The sequence below is a fragment of the Streptomyces sp. NPDC047042 genome, from assembly GCF_040644035.1.
Taxonomy (GTDB): domain Bacteria; phylum Actinomycetota; class Actinomycetes; order Streptomycetales; family Streptomycetaceae; genus Streptomyces.
This window is the reverse complement of sequence record NZ_JBEYVP010000051.1, coordinates 46069-63573: the sequence shown is the minus strand read 5'-3', so window position 1 is coordinate 63573 and position 17505 is coordinate 46069. Positions and strand designations below refer to the sequence as shown.

The window sequence follows — 17505 nt, the reverse complement described above, 5'->3', positions numbered from 1 at the left end:
AGCGGGCGGGGTGGGCGGCGCTCACCGCGAGGTTCTCACCGCCGACGTTCATCCGTCCCTGGGCCCTCGATGAGCCCCATGAATGTCGTGCGCCCCCATTGGGCGGTGTAGTCCAGGGACATCCCGTAAGGCATGAGACGCTCGTTGAGCCGCGCGGTCCTGGCCTGCAATGCTCGGCGGCTCATCGGCTCCCTGGCTGTGCCGAGCAGTAGGCACAGATCATGGCAGCACCAGGGTCGCGAGGCGGAACTGAGGATGTCGAACAGGACCTGCTGGGAGTACTGCCGTGGGCGCAGCGAGCGGTACTGCCGCGCACCCGCCGCAGGCCGTTGCGGTGAGTGCCCCATGTCCAGCCATCGCCGTTCCGCGGCGATTCTGCCGGCGAGCTCCCTGACAGGCGTGTCGCGCGGAATGACGTTGGCGGCGCCCGCCAACAGCAGCCCCGCGGGCTCCGTGCGGTCAGGTACGAGCACCACCACGGATGAGATGTTGCTGAGTGCGTGCACGCGTTGCTCGAGTCCCTCGATCCACTGCGGACCGGGCACGTCCAGGACGGTGAGCGGAGTGCCGGCCTGGCGCAGGAGGACACCATAGGCTTGTGCGGAGCCCCAGGCGTGGCTCAGAGCGGGCAGCACATGCTGACTGCGCATGGTGCGGAGCAGGGGCGCCGTCTGCTCGCGCTGAAGCGAGAGAACGATGCTTACGGGGTAGGTGACCTCCTCCTCGGCCATCGGGGAGTGGATGTTTCCTCTGCGGAGTTCAGCGATGGGCATGGAAATGCCTCTGACACGGGTGTCTTGTCGGAAAACAGGAAAGTCATGCGTGGGGCGGCTGTGAGCAGTCTTTCTGCTCGCAAGTTGTCCACCAACCCCGTTCCTGGGAGTAAACAACTCCGACGCGGTCGGTGTGCGGACGTACGTCGCCACCGCGGCCACCGGCCCGCTGCGGCAGTCGTCGTCCCGGGCCCTGGTAGCCGGACGCTGGGTTCGAGCGCAGGAGTCCAGGGGTGTTGCCGCGAGCACGCAAGAGAGCTGCTTTGAACCCAGGCGGCGGCGGAGACGAACGCGGACGGTCGGATTGAGATGTTCGCCGTGATCAGCGCGGGCCAGGTATGGCACCGCTCGCGGGCCGCTCCGGGCGGGGGCTGGTCGTCGTGGATCCAGTTCGGCGGGGCCGCCGAGGCCGTAACTGGGTAGTTCCTCTGGTGCCTCTCCTGGTGCCGGTCACGGGGGCAGTGCGCATCCGCACGCACTGCCCCGTACGGCAACCAACAGCACTACTCCCGCGCGTACGGGGCGGATGGCCTGCCCTCAGCGCCGGCCACGAAGCTTGCCCAGCAGACGCTTGGCCTGCTCCCGCCGACGAGGATCGGCCGCGGCCCGCCGTGCCTGCTCGGCCGCACGACGCCCCTGAGGACTCCTGGCGAACTGCTTGATCCGCTCCAACATGCCAGCCATCCGGCTCCACCCCTCCGTACGGGCCCTCCATACCGGCGGGCGCCTTTCTTGGCTCGGCTACCCGTTCGGGGGTGAAGTAAGCGTGCTGGATGCGTGCAGCTGCGCCGGGCCCGGACCTGGGCTATTCGGTGGGCAGGGCCTCCCGCATCGCCTTGGCGGTGGCCGTCGGGTCGTAGCCCTCGGGGACGCCCTCGACCAGGATGATGTCGCCCTCGATGTGCCGCGAGCGCAGTGGTGCGATCTCCTGGTACGCGGGCGAGTCCCACCAGGCCCGTGCCTCGGCGATCCCGGGAAAGCCGATGACCACCACGTGCCCGGGCCAGCTGCCCTCTTTCACCTCATGCTGTGCGGCGTGCACGAGGAATCGTCCGCCGTGCGGCTCGAGGGTGGCGGTGATGCGCTCGATGTACTCGACGATCTCAGGGACCGGGGCGGCCTCTTGCAGGTGCGCGATGGCATAGGCGGGCATGGTGTCCTTCCAGTCGGTCGGGCTCCGTACGCCGCCGAGCATGGCATGCATCGCTGAGCAACTGAGCCTCGAGTACGCGCCTCAAACGGGCTTTCTTCCTGTCGGCGTTCGCAGCCCTGGCCGACCCAGCCTCCAGGGCCTTCTACGACAAGGAGATCAACCGAGGCAAGGCGACGCTCACGCCAGACCCCAACCGAGCCCTGCCCACCCACTCATCGATTCTCCCCCAGAGACAGTCGATGCCCAGTGTCGATGCCCAGTATGGATCCTGGCGCTTGACCAAACCCATGGGGTCAGCCCCCAGGTGCGGCGAGCAGCGGAGGTCGTTGGCCATTGTGGTCTGCTCTTGCACCCGCAAGGTCGTCCCTGCTGTGGCCGTTTGACGGGCGCAGCAGGGCACCAGACCGTCGTCCAGATCGGCGTCGGCTAGTGTTCGGGCGCACCCAGTCGCCCACGAGGAGTCAATACATGCCCGGTCGTCCGAGCGCGCTTTGACGTCGTAGGCCGTGATCGGCCCGTCATCGCGTGCTGCCCTTGATGTTGCGGCGCAGCGAACCTTCTCCGCTTCAACCGTAGGTGTGCCTGTCGGGCACGCCCTGGGTTGGCGGGTCTCGTTTTCGGCGACTCAAGGGATCCCCGTGCCGTCCGCTTCCTCCGCTGCATCTGACTCTGGATCTCAATTTAGTCGACCCGTTCCGCCGCCGGCCCTCTGGCGCACCCCCGACTTCCGCCGGCTCTGGGTCGGGCAGACCCTCTCCCAGCTCGGTGAACACGCCGGGCTGGTCGTCCTGCCGCTCTTCGCGGTTCTCGTTCTCGATTCCGGGGCCGGTGAGTTGGGGGTTCTTCGGGCTGTCGGGCAGGCGCCGATTCTGTTGTTCTCGCTCTTCGCCGGGGCGTGGGTGGACCGGTGGCGGGTTCGTACGGTGATGGTGTGGACGGACGTCGGCCGGAGTCTCGCACTGGGTGCCGCTGCCTTGGCCGGTCTCCTCGGGGGGCTCGGGCTGTCGACGCTGTTCGTGGTTGCCTTTGTCGTCGGGGTGTTGTCCGTGTTCTTCGACGTGGCGTATCAGGTGTCCCTCGTACGGATGGTGGATGACCCGGGGCAACTGGTGCGTGGCAACAGTGCACTTGAGGGCAGTCGGTCCGCAGCCCAGATCGGTGGGCCCGCCCTCGGCGGTGCCTTGGTGTCGCTGTTGTCCGGGTCCGTCGCCCTCGCCTCCAGCGCTGGGCTCTTCGCGCTTTCCGTCCTGTCCATTCGGCGGATCCGGAGGAGCGAATCGGTGCGGCAGCAGCCAGGGCGGCACCCTCGGGTCTGGCGGCGGATCCACGAGGGGCTCCGTTTCGTCGGCAGCGACGCCTCTCTGCGTACCGTGTGTCTCGCGTCGGCCGCGTTCCAGTTCTCCTTCGCCGCCCTGATGACCGTCTATCTGCTCTTCCTGCCAAGGGAGTTGCACCTGTCCGGCGCCTCCGTCGGGCTGGTTCTCGCCGCGACCGGGCCTGGTGCGCTCCTGGGTTCCGTGCTGGCCGCCCGGCTGCCGAGCCGGTTCGGATACGGCCCGGTGCTGGTGGCTGCTGCGGTCGTCGGCGACGGCGCGTTTTTGTGCGTACCCGCGCTGCACGGCTCCTCTCCGCTGACGGTTGCCGCCCTCCTCACGGTCAGCTTCGTGTTCGGGGCCGGGGGTCAGTTGGTGAACGTCACGGTGATGGCCGTCCGGCAGGCTGTCACGCCGGACGGGATGCAGGGCCGCGCCGCCGCGACGATCACGTTCGTCGGGATGGGGCTGACTCCGCTCGGTTCCCTGCTCGGCGGTCTGATCGCGGAGGAGTGGGGGCTGCGCACGGGCCTCGTGGTGACGGGCGCGGCCATGCTGCTGTCCCCGGTGGTGATGGCGCTGTCCCCGCTCGCCCGCCTGGGACGGCGGCTTCCGGCGGCCGAGGGCGACGTGAGTCGGTGACGGCGCTCGTAGTCACTGACGTCAGGTCTGCTGATAGAGGTTGACCAGGTTGCCGTCGGGGTCGCGCAGCCAGATGGACCGGCGGCCCCACGGCTGGGTTGTCGGAGGCTTGACGATCTCAACTCCCCTGTCCAGCAACCCCTCGTGGCGCTCGTCGACGTCGCTGATCTCGAACTCCAGGGTGAAGCCCCCGCTCGCGGCGCCGGACACCGATCCCGGCACCATCGACTCCATTCCCTGGACGGAGAAGAACGACAGGACCGCGCCCGGAACGGACACCTTGGCGAACGGGTCCCCGCCCTCGACCGTTGCGTCCAGAAGCGCAGCGTAGAAGGCGGCCAGGGCGGGGACATCGCTGGTGATCAGGCAGGTACCGGTGAAGTGTGGCTGCATCGCGGCATCGTAGAGGAGCCTTCCGACGACCTCAGTACCCCACCCGGAACGTCGCGTCCTGCTTCTCCGTGGTCGTCGAGATCGGGTCGATGCGCAGTACGTAGTTCGAGTGGCGGATGTAGCGCGTCGGGTTGTTGTACGACCGGAAGGAGGACCACGAGCTGTCCGCCAGGCCCGCCGTGCGGTAGAACGTCGCGTCGCCCGCGAAGGTCGACGTGCCGTCGTTGACGTCGAGTTGGAGGGCGTAGTTGTAGTGGCGGAGGTAGCGGGTGGGGTAGTTGACCGACTGGAAGGAGATTCCGGTGCTGTCCGCCAGGCCCGGGACGAGTTTCCACTCCGAGTCGGTGTAGAGGTCGAAGGGGTATTCGTCGATGCGGCCTATGTAGTTGGCGTGGCGCACGTAACGGGCCGGGTAGTTGTACGACTTGAGGCGGTTCCAGGCCGGGGAGCCCCACTTGGTGAGGAGGTTGTTGTACTCGGTCGTCGTGATCGTCGCGACGCCGCAGTGCTTGGAGTTGACCGGCTGGGTGTACGTCTTCTGGTCGAGCGCCGTCCAGGTGCCCGAGGCCAGGTCGCTGGTCTGCCACGCGTAGAAGACACCGTTGGGCGTGTAGGTGTCGCCCCACATGTACCAGGTGTTCGACGAGAGGGACTTGAAGACCGTCGGGGCTTCCGTGCCGCCGTGTGACACCCCGGCGCTGTACTCGGTGAAGCTGCCCGGGTTGAGCGTCGTGGAGCGGGCGGAGACGAGGGTCTGGTTCTTCTTGAAGAACAGGTAGTTGTAGCCGTTGACGCCCACCGCCATGTCGCCGTCGATCACGTCGTACCCGGGGTCGAAGAAGACCTGCGGCGCCGACGCCGTGACGAAGTCGCTCGTGTAGTTGACCATGATCACGTTGTGGCCGCTGGAGTTGACGGCCGAGTAGATCACCGCGTACTGACCCCGCCCCGCGTCCCAGAACGCCTCGGGCGCCCAGCTGTGGGTGGTCATGTCATGGAGTTTGAGGCGACGGTAGCCGGTGAAGGTGCGCAGGTCGGCGGAGTCCCAGACGTGGATGTACTGGCTGTTGTACGACCAGTCCGTGCCCTTGAGGTCGGTGGCGAGGACGACGAACGTGCCGTCCTGCTTGCGCATGAGGAACGGGTCGCGCAGCCCGAGGGCGCCCGCGGTGGGGGTGACCACGGGGTTGTTCTGGTTCAGCGGCGTCCAGTTCAGCGAGTCGGTGCTGACGGCCAGATGGAGGCCGTAGTCGGTGCCCGCGCCGAGGCTCGTCGACTCGGTGAAGTAGCACATCACGTACGCCGAGTCGGCCGCGTGGGCGGTGCCGGCGCCCAGGGTCAGTACGCCGGACGCGGCGAGGGGAGCGGTGGCGGCCATGCCGAGGAAGAGGCGGCGGGACGGCTGGGGTTTCGCGCTCATCTGTGTCTCCAAGCGGTGCGGGTCCAGGAGCGGGGTGAGCGGCTGCGCGACACGTATGCACGTATGGGTGCTCGGGGACATGAAGTCGCAGCCAGATGGGGGGAATTGGTCGAAATCTCGAACTAGGTTCGGAAGATCGATCAGAAGGTAGATCGCCCCACCCTGCTCGTCAATCACTCTGACGACGCCGGGTGAATTCGTTGCGGCCCTCGTCACCCGCCGGATGTCCGTCCCCGGCGCCCTTGCGGCCAAGGCCGGACCCCACGCCGGAGTACGATGATCCGACCCCCGGCGGAGGACCCGGCGGCGGGTTCCGTAGCTGAGGAGATGCGTGACCGTGGCTGCCCGACGGCTTCCCTCATCGGTCTGGGTCACCGGTCTGACCTTGGGCGCGGTCGCCGTGGTCGCCGCTCTGGCGGTGCAGGCCGAGCAGGGTCCGCAACCCCACGTCACCGCCGCCAAGCCCAGCCCGCACGCCTCCGCGAAGCCCTCCGCCAAGCCCAGCCAGGCCCCCGAGACACGCGTTCCGGACGGGTCCGGAAGCGGTCGGCGGGTCGTCTACTCGCTCGGGCAGAAGCGGGTCTGGCTCGTCGACGCGAGCGGGCAGACCCGCCGTACGTTCGTGGTCTGGCCCGGCTCGGTGAGCCCCGAACCGGGCAGCTACTCGGTGGGGGAGCGCGATGACGCCCGTACCGGCTCCGACGGCGTCGCCATCGAGCACGTCATGTTCTTCGCCACCGGCTCCGGGCTGTCGATCGCCTTCTCCAACGCCGTCGACGGCTCGTCACCGCCGCCCGCCGCGTCCGGCGCCAAGACGGGCGGCATCCGCATGTCCAAAGCGGACGGCACCGCCCTGTGGGCCTTCGGCGACACGGGGACCGCGGTGACGGTCGTCAAATAGCGCGACTGCCTACTCCCTACTCCCTACTCCTGGGCCCCGGCCTTCGGCTCAACAGGCGCAGGCGCAGGCGCAGGCGCAGGCGCAGGCGCAGGCGCAGCCACAGTCGCAGCCGCACGCGCGGGGTCCGGCAGGTGGAGCACCAGCAGCACCACCCCGCTCAGCAGGAACACCCGCGTCGCCGCTTCCAGGCCGTTCCAGTCCTCCGACTGCCACATCGCGAACCACTCACCGCCGATCGCGATGAAACCGGCGCCGAACAGCAGCATCAGCATCAGCAGGCCGTACGTCGAGACGCGCCGCGCCCGTTCGAGGTCGCGGGTCGCCCACAGCCATGTACCGGCGACGAGGACGAGCGCGGCGACGGTCTCCCACGCGATGATCGCCACGTACGCGGCGTCCGCCAGGCCCTTGGACGTGATCGCCCGCCACATCAGGTCGTCGTCCTTGAACGTGGTGTCCATCGCCAGGACATGGCGCACGAACTGCTGGTTGGAGTCGAAGTCGGTGATGTTGCCGAGCGCCACCAGGGCGATGTAGAGCGCGACGGTCGCCGTCAGCAGGGTCGCGGCGAGGGTGAGCGCGGTATGTGTGGGGGGAGCGGTACGAGTGGGGTGGGGGGTACCTGTTGTGGTCATGGTGCAACTCTATGGATCGGCTCAGGCGGCCTCCCACCGTCCCCACTCCCGTTGACCTCCCGTTCACCGTAGGGGAGTTGGGCCAGACTGATGGACGTACCAAGAGGCTCGTCACAACACAGGGAGACGTACGGATGGCTCAGGCCCCGCGGCCGTCGATGCGGCAGCTGATCCAGCAGCGCCGGCGCGCCGGATTCGTCGGCCGGGGAGCCGAACGCGCCGCGTTCCGGGCCAACTTCGACCTGCCGCCGGACGACGAACGCCACCGCTTCCGCTTCCATGTGCACGGCAACGCCGGGGTCGGAAAGACCTTCCTGGTAAGGGAGTTGGAGCAGCAGGCCAAGGAACGCGGCGCGCTCACCGCCTACGTCGACGAGGGCGCCGGCAGCGTCCCGGAGGCGCTCGCGGTGATGTGCCGTCAGTTCGCGGCCCAAGGGCGGCGGTTCAAGGAGCTGGAGCGGTTGCTCGCGGCCCATCGTGAGCGGCGGCACGAGGCGGAGTCCGCCGTCGCGAGCCTCGAACCGCAGCCGGAGGGACCCTCGGCGGGAAGCCCCTCGGCCGGGAGTCTGACGGCCGCCCGGATCGGGCTGGTCGGCGCCGGACTCATCCCCGTCGTCGGCCCGTTCGCCGGTGCCCTCGACGCCGACCGGATCGCCCAGGGCGCCGACCGGGTACGCGCCGGGATCGCCGCCCGGCTGCGCAACCAGGACGACGTCCAGCTCGTCCTCGCCCCCGAGCGGGTCCTCACCCCGGTGCTGCTCGCCGAGCTGGACGGCATCTGCGCCGACGTGCCCTGGATCGTCCTGTTCCTCGACACGTACGAGCGCACCGGCCCGTTCCTCGACGGGTGGCTGCACGACATCATGACCACCGACCGCTACGGCGACCTCTCCTTCCCGGCCAACCTCGTCCTCGTCACCGCAGGTCAGCGCCCCTTCGACACCGGACGCTGGGGCGGCTTCGCCGACTTCGTCACCGAGGTGCCGCTCGGGCCGTTCACGGAGGCCGAGGCGCGCGGACTGCTCGCCGACAAGGGCGTGACGGACGAGCCGGTCGTCGAGGAGGTGCTGCGGCTCACCGGCGGGCTGCCGGTCCTGGTGTCGACCCTCGCCGAGGCCCGCCCCACCGACCCGGACGACGTCGGCGACCCGAGCGCCACCGCCGTGGAACGGTTCCTCAAGTGGGAGACCGACCCCGTACGCCAGGCCGCCGCCCTCGCCTGCGCCCTGCCCCGGCGCCTGGACGCGGACGTCTTCCGCGCCGCCGTCACCTGCGAGGAGGCCCAACTCGACGCGCTCTTCGGCTGGTTGAGGTCGCTGCCGTTCGTCAGCGAGCGGGGTGACCGGATCCAGTACCACGACGTCGTCCGCGCGCCGATGCTCCGGCTCCAGCGCCGCCGCTCCCCGCGCGGCTGGGCCGAACGCCACACCCGGCTCGCCGAGACCTTCGCTCGCTGGCGGACGGAGGCCGAAGTCCCGCTCGGTGCCGACGAGTTGTGGGGCGACGAGGAGTGGCGTGAGCTTCGGCTCGCGGAGTCGTACCACCTGCTGTGCGCGTCCCCTCGTACCGCGCTGCCCGTCGTCCTGCGGGACGGCGTCGACGCGTGCGACCACGGGGAGGTGGTCGCCCGGCGGTGGGCGCGCGTCCTGGTGGAGGCCGGCGAGGACAACGAGGCGCCTGGCGTTGCCAGTTGGGGGCGCGACCTGATCGCCGTACTGTCGGAGGAGGAGACCGGCGGGGTGCTCGGCGCGCTCGCGCTGCTGCTCGGCCGGGCCGGGCTCGACGTGGGCGGGCAGGCCGTCGCGCGGATGCTGCGCGGGCGTGAACTGCGGCTGGGCGGCGAGTACGAGAAGGCCCTCGGCGAGTACGAACAGGCCGTCGCCCTCGATCCGGAGCTGGAGCGCGCCTACTACGGCCGGGCCGTCACCCTCGCGGAACGGCGTGACTACGCCGCCGCCATCACCGACCTCGACCGGGCCGACCGACTCGCCCCCGACACCGCCCGCGTGCTGTTCGTACGCGGCGACTACCACCGCATCCTCGGCCACCACGAGGAAGCGGTCCGCGACCTGGACCGGGCCGTCGTCCTCGGCCCCGACCTGGCCGGCGCCTGGGCCTCCCGCGGCGTCGCCCGGCACGGCACCGGCGACACCGAACAGGCTCTCGCCGACCTCGACCGGGCCCTCGAACTCGACCCCGAGCACGTGTGGGCGCTGGTCCGGCGGGCCCGGGTGCACCGCTCGCGCGGCGATCACGACCGCCAGTTCGCCGACCTGGACCGGGCGGTGGCCCTCGGCCCCGAGCTGGCCTGGGTCTCGTGCCAGCGCGGCGACGCCCTCCGCGTCGCAGGCCGCGACACCGAGGCCCTCGCCGACTACGACCGGGCCCTCGAACTCGACCCCGACTACGCGTCGGCGTACGCCAGCCGGGGCGTCTCCCGCAGCCGACTCGGGGACCACGAACGGGGGTTGGCCGATCTCGACAGGGCGCTTTCGCTGCATCCGGAGTATCCCTGGGCGCTGGTGCAGCGCTCGGTCGTGCACCGCCGGACCGACGGCAACGAGGAGTCGTACCAGGCGTCGTACGAAGACGCCGACAGGGCCGTCGAGTTGGAGCCGGAGAGCGCGTGGGCGCTGTGGAACCGGGGCGAGGCACTGCGCTGCCTGGGCCGGTACGAGGAGGCACGCGCGGACCTGGACAGGGCGCTGTCGCTGTACCCGGACAGCGTGTGGGCGATCGGCTGCCGGGGCGCCGTACTGCACGAACTGCACCTGTACGGCGAGGCGTTGGCGGATCTGGACCGGGTGGTCGCGCTCGATCCGGAGGGCGCCTGGCATCTGATGCGCCGGATCATGACCCTCCTGGCGGTGGGCCGGCCCGACGACGCGCGCACCGATCTCCACCGCTATCTCGTGATCGGCGACGACCTGGCGTGGGCGCACCACACCCTCGCGCAGCTCCATCTCCTCGACGGGCGCCACGAGGACGCGGCGGCGGCGCTCGGGCGGGCCGCGCGGCACGGGCTCGCGGAGCCGGCCGGCCTGGAGGAGCTGTCCCGTGCCCAGCGCCAGGCGGGGGAGTGGGCGGCGGCCCGGGAGACGGCGGAGCGGATGCGTGCCCTGCACGAGGCGGGCGGCGCCTTCTGCCTCGCCCTCGCGGTCGGCGGCGAGCAGGGCGCGGAGGCCGCCCGCCCGGTCTGGCGCGAGGCGCACCGGCTGGCCGCGGGCTGGGACCTGACCGAGGGCGCCTCCGACTTCCTGCACGCGGTGATCGCGGCGGGCCTCGGCGACTGGGCGGACCTGGACGACCACCTCGCCGGCCTGCTCACGGGGACGCGGGAGTGGATGGACGTGGCGTGGCTGGCCGACCTGCTGAGCGAGGTCGCGCGGGCACGGGGCGGCTCGCCGGAGGACGAGGAGCGGATCGCCGTACGACTGGAACGGGTGCGGGAGGCCCGGGAGGGGATCCGCCGGCGGTACGCACGCTGAGAAAGGCTCGCGCTGGGAAAGGCTCGATTGGTGACCAGCCGGGATCACTCATGTCGAGTCATGCCCACTCATGCCACATTCCGCATACCAATCCGGGCTCTGAACAGACCGTTCGCGGTCGATTACAGTGCTGAGCTGTCAATCGTACGAACGCTGCTGTGAGGGAGGACCGAGGTGGGTGTGATGACATCCGGTGGCGCGACCGGTGCCGCGTCCGGCGCCATCTGGGGCCGCTCCGAACAGCAGGATTTCCGCAGCCGGGTCCGCGGCACCCTGCTCGGCGCGGCCCTCGGCGACGCCCTGGGCGCCCCACTCGACGGACTCACCCTGGACTCCGTCCAGGAGGCGTACGGCGTCGACGGTCTCACCGATCTGGCGTTCGCCTACGGCAGACGCGGCGCGATCACCGACCTCACCCAGCTCACCCTCTTCACCCTGGACGGCCTGATCCGCGCCCAGGTGCGCCGCGACACCGGCGCCTGGCACCCGCCGACCGACCTGCACCGCGCCTACCGCCGCTGGGCGGCCACCCAGAGCGACTGGGGGCCCGACGAGCGCCGCAAGGAAGACGGCTGGCTGGCCCGCGAGGAGTGGCTGTACGCCCGCCGCGACCCGTCCCTGGCCTGTCTGCTCGGCCTCGGCGACGAGACGATGGGCACCCTGGACGCGCCCAAGAACCCCGGCGAGGCGGGGGTGGAGGCGGCGGCCCGCTCGGGCCCGTTCGGGCTCCTGGTCGGCTGGGAGCCGCAGCTCGTGATGCAGCTGGCGGTGGAGTGCGCCGCGCAGACCCACGGCCACCCGACGGGCTACCTGGCGGCGGGCGCGTACGCCGTGATCGTGCACGGCCTCGCGCGCGGCGAGAGCCTCGACGCGGCGGTGCAGCGGGCGCTGGCCCTGCTGGCGGCCCGACCAGGCCACCAGCCGGTGGCGGAGGCCCTCCAACGAGCACTGGGCGCCGTACGCCAGGGCATCCCGTCCCCCGCGCGGGTCGCGGACCTGGCCGGCGCCTGCACGGCGGAGGGCCTCCTGTCTGTGGCGGTGTACTGCGCGCTGGTCGGGGAGGACGTACGGCACGGGCTGTCCCTGTCGGTCAACCACGGCGGCCCGTCCGCCGCGACGGGCGCCCTGACCGGCGGCCTGCTGGGCGCCCTGCACGGCGAGACGGCCCTCCCGCCCGCCTGGCTGGCGGAACTCGAGGGCCGTCCGACGATGCTCGTCCTCGCGGACGACTTCGCCATGGAGATGACTCAGGGGCCGGCCCTGCACGGTCCGGCGGGGTCGTCCACCGGGTGGCTCACGCGGTATCCGCGCGCGTGAGCCGGCCCGGGGCGGGGCGCTGGGATTCCCTGCGCCAGGAGTCCCAGCCCTACGAATCCCCGCGCTGCGGGTTCCGGATCAGAACTCGCACCACACGTTGGAGCCGTTGTCCGGCAGCAGGGTGTCCTTGACCCAGCCGGCGGTGCCGTCGGTGTCGTTGCGGACGTACGTCCAGGTGCCGTTCTCGCCGGCGGTCCAGCAGTGGTAGTCGAGGACGTTGCGATTGTCGGCGTAGCCGGTGTTCCCGCAGGCCGTGCTGGAGCCGCTGCGCTGGTTCGCGGCGACGCCCGCCGTCTGCTGCGGCCACGACCTGTCGTCCTTGTCGGGGGCGGTCCGGCCGCAGTAGGCCGCCGAGGAGGCGGGCCCCGCGGTCGCGACCACGAGCAGCGGAACGGCGAGTGCGGTCACGGCCGCGGCCGCGATTCCGCTTCTCTTCAGCCTGGACCTCGATATCGCGATCATTTTTCCTCCTGGTGCGTGGCGCGATGACGTATGCGAACAGTCGCAGCGCGACACCGTGCGCAACCAGGAACGTGACACGCAACTGACCGGCAACTGACCGGTAATCGCTCCCGCAAGTGGCCGGATGTGCTCTCACCCGACGGGGGCGGCGGGATGGGAGGGTGGGGGCCGAACGGGCTGCGGGGGCCAGGGGGGTTTCCGATGCTGGGTGAGGTGCTGCGCGACCGGCGACGCCGACTGGGGCTCACGCAGGAGGAGTTGGCGGAGCGGGCGGGCGTCAGCGTGCGCACGATCTGCCATGTCGAGACGGGCCGTATCGAACACCCGAGACCGGCCACCGTACGGCGGCTGGCCGACGCGTTGGACCTGACGGGAACGGACCTCGAGGACTTCCAGCGGGCGGCGACGGGCGTCGCGTCTCAGACGCCGACGCTGGCATCGCACCCGTCGCACCCGTCGCACCCGTCGCAGTCGTCGCAGTCGTCTTACGTGGCGCACTCGTCGTACGCCCCGTACCCGTCGACTCCTTCGTACTCCTCCTACCCGGAGGCGAAGTCGATTCCGGCTCAACTGCCGCCCGCGCATCCGGGATTCAGTGGCCGTGCGTCGCAACTGGCGGCACTGGACGCCTTGTTGGACGGCGGCGCGGACGAATCGCAACCGCACGCCGGCGAAGCCGTCGTCATCTCCGCCATCGCCGGGACCGCGGGCGTCGGCAAGACGGCCCTCGCGGTGCACTGGGCTTCGCGGGTGGCCGCCCGGTTCCCCGACGGGCAGCTGTACGTGAACCTGCGCGGCTTCCATCCGACCGGGGCGGTGATGACGAGCGCGGAGGCGGTACGGGTGTTCCTGGACGCCTTCGAGGTGCCCGCCGAGCGGGTCCCGGCGGGCACCGAGGCGCAGTTCGGGCTGTACCGGAGTCTGTGCGCGGGCAAGCGGCTGCTCGTCCTGCTGGACAACGCGCGGGACGCCGAACAGGTCCGGCCCCTGCTGCCCGGCGCCCCCGGCTGCCTCGCCCTGGTCACCAGCCGCAACCAGCTCACCGGCCTGGTCGCCGCCGACGGCGCCCACCCGCTCCGCGTCGACCTCCTGACCACGGCCGAGGCGAGACAACTGCTGGCCGGACGGCTCGGCCCGGCCCGCCTGGCGGAGGATCCCAAGGCGGTGACGGAGATCATCAACCGCTGTGCCGGCCTCCCCCTCGCCCTGTCGATCGTGGCCGCCCGCGCGGCCACCGACCCGCACTTCCGGCTGGCCGAGTTCGCGGGCGAACTCCGCGCCACGGGTACGGGCGCCCTGGACCCCTTCACCGACGACGACCCCGCGACGGACGTACGGGCGGTCTTCTCGTGGTCGTACCACCGCCTCGGCCCCGAGGCAGCCCGGCTGTTCCGCCTCCTGGGACCGCAGCCCGGGCCGGACATCAGCGCCCCCGCGGCGGCCGGTCTGACCGGTCTGGGACCCGAGCGGCTACGCCCCCACCTGGCCGAACTGACCCGGGCACACCTGCTGAACCAGCACGCCCCGGGCCGCTACACCCTCCACGACCTGCTCCGCGCCTACGCCACCGAACTGACCCACGAGCACGACCCGGAGCCCGACCGACGCGCCGCGCTCCGCCGCCTCCTCGACCACTACCTCCATACGGCGGCCACGGCGTCCGAGGCGCTCAGCTGGTACCGCGACCCGATCGCCCTGCCCGACCCGGACGACACGGTCGTACGAGTCCAACTCGACTCCCCGGCGGAGGCGTTGGCGTGGTTCACCGCCGAACTGCCCAACCTGACAGCGGCGGTGCAGCAGGCCGCCCGGGCCGGTTTCGAGACCCACGCCTGGCAACTGGCCTGGACGATGGCCGCGTTCTTCGACCTCGCCGGGCACTGGCCCGAGTGGGTCACCACGCACCAGCAGGCGCTGGACGCGACCAGACGGGCCGGCGACACCGTCGGCGAGGCCCGCACCCGCCGCAACCTCGCCCGCGTCCGCTCCCGCCAGGGCCGCCACCAGGACGCCCTCGTCCATCTCGGGCGGGCACTGAGCCTCAGCCGTGAACTCGGCGACCCGGTGGGCCAGGCACAGGCGCTGCGCAACATGAGCGCGGTGCTCGGCCGACGCGCCCGGCACACCGACGCGCTGGACCTCGCCCGACAGGCGCTGATCCTGTTCCAGGGCGCCGGACACCGCATCGGCCAGGGCAGGGTCCTGAACCAGATCGGCTGGCACCTGTCCCTGCTGGGCGACCATCGGCAGGCCGTCGACTACTGCCGACGGTCCCTGCGCATCCTCCAGGAACTGGGCGACCGCGACGGCGAGGGCGCCACCTGGACCAGCCTGGGCCGCGCCCACCACCACCTGGGCGCGCACCAGGAGGCGATCACCTGCTTCAACCGCTCCCTGAACCTGCGCCGCGAGCGAGGTGACCTGGGCGAGATCGCGGAAACCCTGGACCACCTGGCCGACCCACACCTGTCCCTCGGCGACCACGCGACAGCGGCGACCTGTTGGCGGGAGGCACTGCAACTACTGGACCGCCTGGGCCACAAAGAAACCGAGGCGGCCCGCATCCGCGCCCGCCTACGGGGACTGCAAACCCCGAACGCGTCCCCGAATGCGAAACCACCGGACGACGCGCTGCACCTGACATGACCGCCCACCGCACCCGCGGGCCCGAAGGTGCGGCGTGGCGTGGCCGGGCGGCGCGCCCGCCCGACCGGATGTCGGGCTCCGCCCGGCCGGAGGTGGCACCTCGCGTGGCCGGGCCGTGTGCCGGGTGACCGGATGTCGCGCTGGGCGTGGCTTGGTGGCGGACTCGGTGGGCGGAGGCCGTCCCCGACCTGGTCGGGCACTGCGCTGGCGACGGGGTGTCGTGCCCGACCTGAGCGGGGGTGGCGTGGCTGGGCGGCGCGGCTGCCCGACCGGATGTCGTGCTCCGCCCGGCCGGAGGTGGCTCCTCGTGTGACCGGGCAGTGTGCCGGGTGACTGGATGTCGCGCTGGGCGTGGCTGGGTGGCGGACTCGGTGGGCGGAGGCCGTCCCCGACCTGGTCGGGCAGTGCGCCTGGCGGCGGGGTGTCGTGCCCGACCTGAGCGGGGGTGGCGTTTGGCGTGGCTGGGCGGCGCGCCCGGTGGGGGGATGCCGCGTCCGACCCGGCCGGGTGTCGCACCTGACCTCACCGGACAGCGCAACCGGTGACCGGGCCTGGCCTCCGGCCCTGCCGGGCCTGGCCTCCGGCCCTACCGGGCCTGGCCTCCGGCCCTACCGGGCCTGGCCCCCGGCCGACCGGGCCTCGCACCTGGTCCTATCGGGCCTGGCCCCCCGGCCCGGCCGGCACTGTCCTGCCCGGGCCCCGATGCGGCTTCCGGGGCGCCACGAGGTGCTGGCGGTCCGGAAGCCTGGGGGTTACTTCGAGCCAGGTGTTGCGTCCGCCGGTTCCGGCGCGGGTACGCGGGCTGCCGCGTTCTCGTCGCCGTCCGTGTTCACTGTCTCGATGATCGCCAGCCTCTCCGGGGTGTCCTCGGGGCGGAGGAAGCCGATCAGGATGTACAGCACCAGTGACACGGCCAGCGGGATCGACACCTGGTACTGGAGCGGCACCCCGCCGTCCACGTTCCAGTTGATCGGGTAGTTCACCAGCCAGAAGGCGAGCAACCCCATCGACCAGCTGCCCAGCGCGGCCGTCGGCCCCGACCGGCGGAACGGTCGCAGCAGCCCCAGCATCATCGGGATCGCCATCGGACCCATCAGACCGGCCACCCACTTGATGACGACGGTGATGATGTCCTTGAAGGCGGGGGAGTTGACCTGCGTCGCCGCTGCCATCGACAGCCCGAGGAAGACAACCGTCGTCACCCGCGCAGCGACCAGCCCCGACGAGTCCGTCCACGTCCGCGCCCGCTTCCAGATCACCGGCGCGCAGTCACGGGTGAAGACGGCGGCGATGGCGTTCGCGTCGGACGAGCACATGGCCATCGTGTGGGAGAAGAACCCGACGATGACGAGGCCCAACAGCCCGTGCGGCAGCAGCTGTTCGGTCATCAGGGCGTACGAGTCCGACCCGTCCGTCTTCTGCGACTCGACCAGCAGCGGGGACATCCACATCGGGAAGAACAGCACCAGCGGCCACACCAGCCACAGCACCGCCGACAGCCGCGCCGACCGCTCGGCCTCGCGAGGGCTGGCCGTCGCCATGTACCGCTGGGCCTGGTTCAGCATGCCGCCGTTGTACTCGAACAGCTTGATGAAGAGGAACGCCAGCAGGAACACCGTGCCGTACGGGCCCACCAGCGGCTTCCCGTGCCCCTGCAGCGCGGGCTCGTCCCAGACCCCGAAGAACCCTCCGTGGTCGTCGAGTTTGGCGACGACAGCCACGAACATCGCGATACCGGCGAGGAGTTGGATGACGAACTGCCCCAACTCGGTGAGCGCGTCGGCCCAGAGCCCGCCGATCGTGCAGTAGACGGCCGTGATCGCACCGGTGATGAGGATGCCCTGGTTGAGGGAGATGCCGGTGAAGACGGACAACAGGGTCGCGATCGCGGCCCACTTGGCGCCCACGTCCACGATCTTCAGCAGCATCCCGGACCACGCCAGCGCCTGCTGTGTCTTCAGGTCGTACCGGTTCTTCAAGTACTCCAGCGGGGAGGCCACATGGAGCCGGGACCGCAGCCGGTTGATGCGCGGCGCGAACAGCTTGGAGCCGATGGCGATGCCCAGCGCGATGGGGAAGGACCAGGTGACGAAGGACGTCACGCCGTACGTGTAGGCGATACCGGCGTAACCGGTGAACATCACCGCGCTGTATCCGGACATGTGGTGGGAGATGCCGGACAGCCACCACGGCATCTTTCCGCCCGCCGTGAAGAAGTCACTGACGTTGTCGACCCGTTTGTGGGACCAGACACCGATCGCGACCATCACACCGAAATAAGCGATGAGCACGGCCCAGTCGAGACCGTTCATGTGCTCCCTCCCAGGGGCGTCGAGCAAGTCGAGCGGGGGTGTCGAGCCCG

General features: G+C 70.8%; 13 protein-coding genes. 5 read left to right on the top strand and 8 right to left on the bottom strand.

All coding sequences use genetic code 11. The features are described 5' to 3' along the window. Positions 1 to 35: 35 nt before the first annotated feature. The 3 genes from ABZ855_RS41590 to ABZ855_RS41580 all read right to left on the bottom strand — a co-directional run bounded on the left by ABZ855_RS41590 (position 36) and on the right by ABZ855_RS41580 (position 1926). On the bottom strand, positions 36 to 773 hold the full coding sequence (locus tag ABZ855_RS41590) for a hypothetical protein (protein ID WP_360816896.1): 738 nt from the start codon (positions 771 to 773) through the stop codon (positions 36 to 38). A 537-nt stretch (positions 774 to 1310) separates the two neighbouring features. After that, positions 1311 to 1457, bottom strand: coding sequence for a hypothetical protein (locus ABZ855_RS41585; protein ID WP_360816893.1), 147 nt, complete (start codon positions 1455 to 1457; stop codon positions 1311 to 1313). A gap of 121 nt (positions 1458 to 1578) precedes the next feature. Then, positions 1579 to 1926, bottom strand: coding sequence for a DUF1330 domain-containing protein (locus tag ABZ855_RS41580; RefSeq protein ID WP_360816943.1), 348 nt, complete (start codon positions 1924 to 1926; stop codon positions 1579 to 1581). A 638-nt stretch (positions 1927 to 2564) separates the two neighbouring features. Between ABZ855_RS41580 and ABZ855_RS41575 the strand changes: the two genes are divergently transcribed. Further along, positions 2565 to 3881 carry an MFS transporter gene (locus ABZ855_RS41575; protein WP_360816890.1) on the top strand — a complete coding sequence of 439 codons (1317 nt, stop codon included), beginning with the start codon at positions 2565 to 2567 and terminating at the stop codon, positions 3879 to 3881. A 21-nt stretch (positions 3882 to 3902) separates the two neighbouring features. On the opposite strand, the gene ABZ855_RS41570 is transcribed toward ABZ855_RS41575, so the two are convergent. Together ABZ855_RS41570 and ABZ855_RS41565 are read right to left on the bottom strand one after the other, a co-directional pair. Then, entirely contained in the window at positions 3903 to 4274 is a 372-nt protein-coding gene (locus tag ABZ855_RS41570) for a VOC family protein (protein ID WP_360816888.1), read from the bottom strand. 31 nt (positions 4275 to 4305) lie between these two features. Beyond that, positions 4306 to 5694, bottom strand: a complete 1389-nt coding sequence (locus tag ABZ855_RS41565; protein WP_360816885.1) for a glycoside hydrolase family 43 protein — start codon at positions 5692 to 5694, stop codon at positions 4306 to 4308. Between the two features lie 331 nt (positions 5695 to 6025). Between ABZ855_RS41565 and ABZ855_RS41560 the strand changes: the two genes are divergently transcribed. Next, entirely contained in the window at positions 6026 to 6595 is a 570-nt protein-coding gene (locus ABZ855_RS41560; protein WP_360816883.1) for a hypothetical protein, read from the top strand. Between the two features lie 23 nt (positions 6596 to 6618). Here the strand turns inward: ABZ855_RS41560 and ABZ855_RS41555 are convergent, their stop codons facing one another. Then, entirely contained in the window at positions 6619 to 7230 is a 612-nt protein-coding gene (locus ABZ855_RS41555; protein ID WP_360816881.1) for a DUF2165 domain-containing protein, read from the bottom strand. 134 nt (positions 7231 to 7364) lie between these two features. Here ABZ855_RS41555 and ABZ855_RS41550 point away from each other — a divergent pair, with 134 nt between their 5' ends. Together ABZ855_RS41550 and ABZ855_RS41545 are read left to right on the top strand one after the other, a co-directional pair. Continuing rightward, complete coding sequence (locus ABZ855_RS41550) at positions 7365 to 10718, top strand: tetratricopeptide repeat protein (protein ID WP_360816878.1); 3354 nt, start codon at positions 7365 to 7367, stop codon at positions 10716 to 10718. A 183-nt stretch (positions 10719 to 10901) separates the two neighbouring features. Further along, positions 10902 to 12035: an ADP-ribosylglycohydrolase family protein gene (locus tag ABZ855_RS41545; protein ID WP_360816875.1), complete on the top strand. Its 1134-nt coding sequence runs from the start codon at positions 10902 to 10904 to the stop codon at positions 12033 to 12035. Positions 12036 to 12113: 78 nt separating this feature from the next. On the opposite strand, the gene ABZ855_RS41540 is transcribed toward ABZ855_RS41545, so the two are convergent. After that, positions 12114 to 12497 (bottom strand): SH3 domain-containing protein, encoded by a 384-nt coding sequence (locus ABZ855_RS41540; RefSeq protein WP_360816872.1) that lies wholly within the window; start codon positions 12495 to 12497, stop codon positions 12114 to 12116. 201 nt (positions 12498 to 12698) lie between these two features. On the opposite strand from ABZ855_RS41540, the gene ABZ855_RS41535 reads away from it, so the two are divergent. Beyond that, positions 12699 to 15143, top strand: coding sequence for a tetratricopeptide repeat protein (locus ABZ855_RS41535; protein WP_360816869.1), 2445 nt, complete (start codon positions 12699 to 12701; stop codon positions 15141 to 15143). A gap of 752 nt (positions 15144 to 15895) precedes the next feature. On the opposite strand, the gene ABZ855_RS41530 is transcribed toward ABZ855_RS41535, so the two are convergent. Further along, a complete protein-coding gene (locus ABZ855_RS41530; protein WP_360816866.1) occupies positions 15896 to 17455 on the bottom strand; it encodes a sodium:solute symporter family protein in 1560 nt (519 codons plus the stop codon). Between the last annotated feature and the right edge of the window lie 50 nt (positions 17456 to 17505).

Coding starts and splice junctions, on each gene's coding strand:
- ABZ855_RS41590 (WP_360816896.1), bottom strand. CDS start 773: ATGCCCATCGCTGAACTCCGCAGAGGAAACATCCACTCCCCGATGGCC.
- ABZ855_RS41585 (WP_360816893.1), bottom strand. CDS start 1,457: ATGGCTGGCATGTTGGAGCGGATCAAGCAGTTCGCCAGGAGTCCTCAG.
- ABZ855_RS41580 (WP_360816943.1), bottom strand. CDS start 1,926: ATGCCCGCCTATGCCATCGCGCACCTGCAAGAGGCCGCCCCGGTCCCT.
- ABZ855_RS41570 (WP_360816888.1), bottom strand. CDS start 4,274: ATGCAGCCACACTTCACCGGTACCTGCCTGATCACCAGCGATGTCCCC.
- ABZ855_RS41565 (WP_360816885.1), bottom strand. CDS start 5,694: ATGAGCGCGAAACCCCAGCCGTCCCGCCGCCTCTTCCTCGGCATGGCC.
- ABZ855_RS41555 (WP_360816881.1), bottom strand. CDS start 7,230: ATGACCACAACAGGTACCCCCCACCCCACTCGTACCGCTCCCCCCACA.
- ABZ855_RS41550 (WP_360816878.1), top strand. CDS start 7,365: ATGGCTCAGGCCCCGCGGCCGTCGATGCGGCAGCTGATCCAGCAGCGC.
- ABZ855_RS41545 (WP_360816875.1), top strand. CDS start 10,902: ATGACATCCGGTGGCGCGACCGGTGCCGCGTCCGGCGCCATCTGGGGC.
- ABZ855_RS41540 (WP_360816872.1), bottom strand. CDS start 12,497: ATGATCGCGATATCGAGGTCCAGGCTGAAGAGAAGCGGAATCGCGGCC.
- ABZ855_RS41535 (WP_360816869.1), top strand. CDS start 12,699: ATGCTGGGTGAGGTGCTGCGCGACCGGCGACGCCGACTGGGGCTCACG.
- ABZ855_RS41530 (WP_360816866.1), bottom strand. CDS start 17,455: ATGAACGGTCTCGACTGGGCCGTGCTCATCGCTTATTTCGGTGTGATG.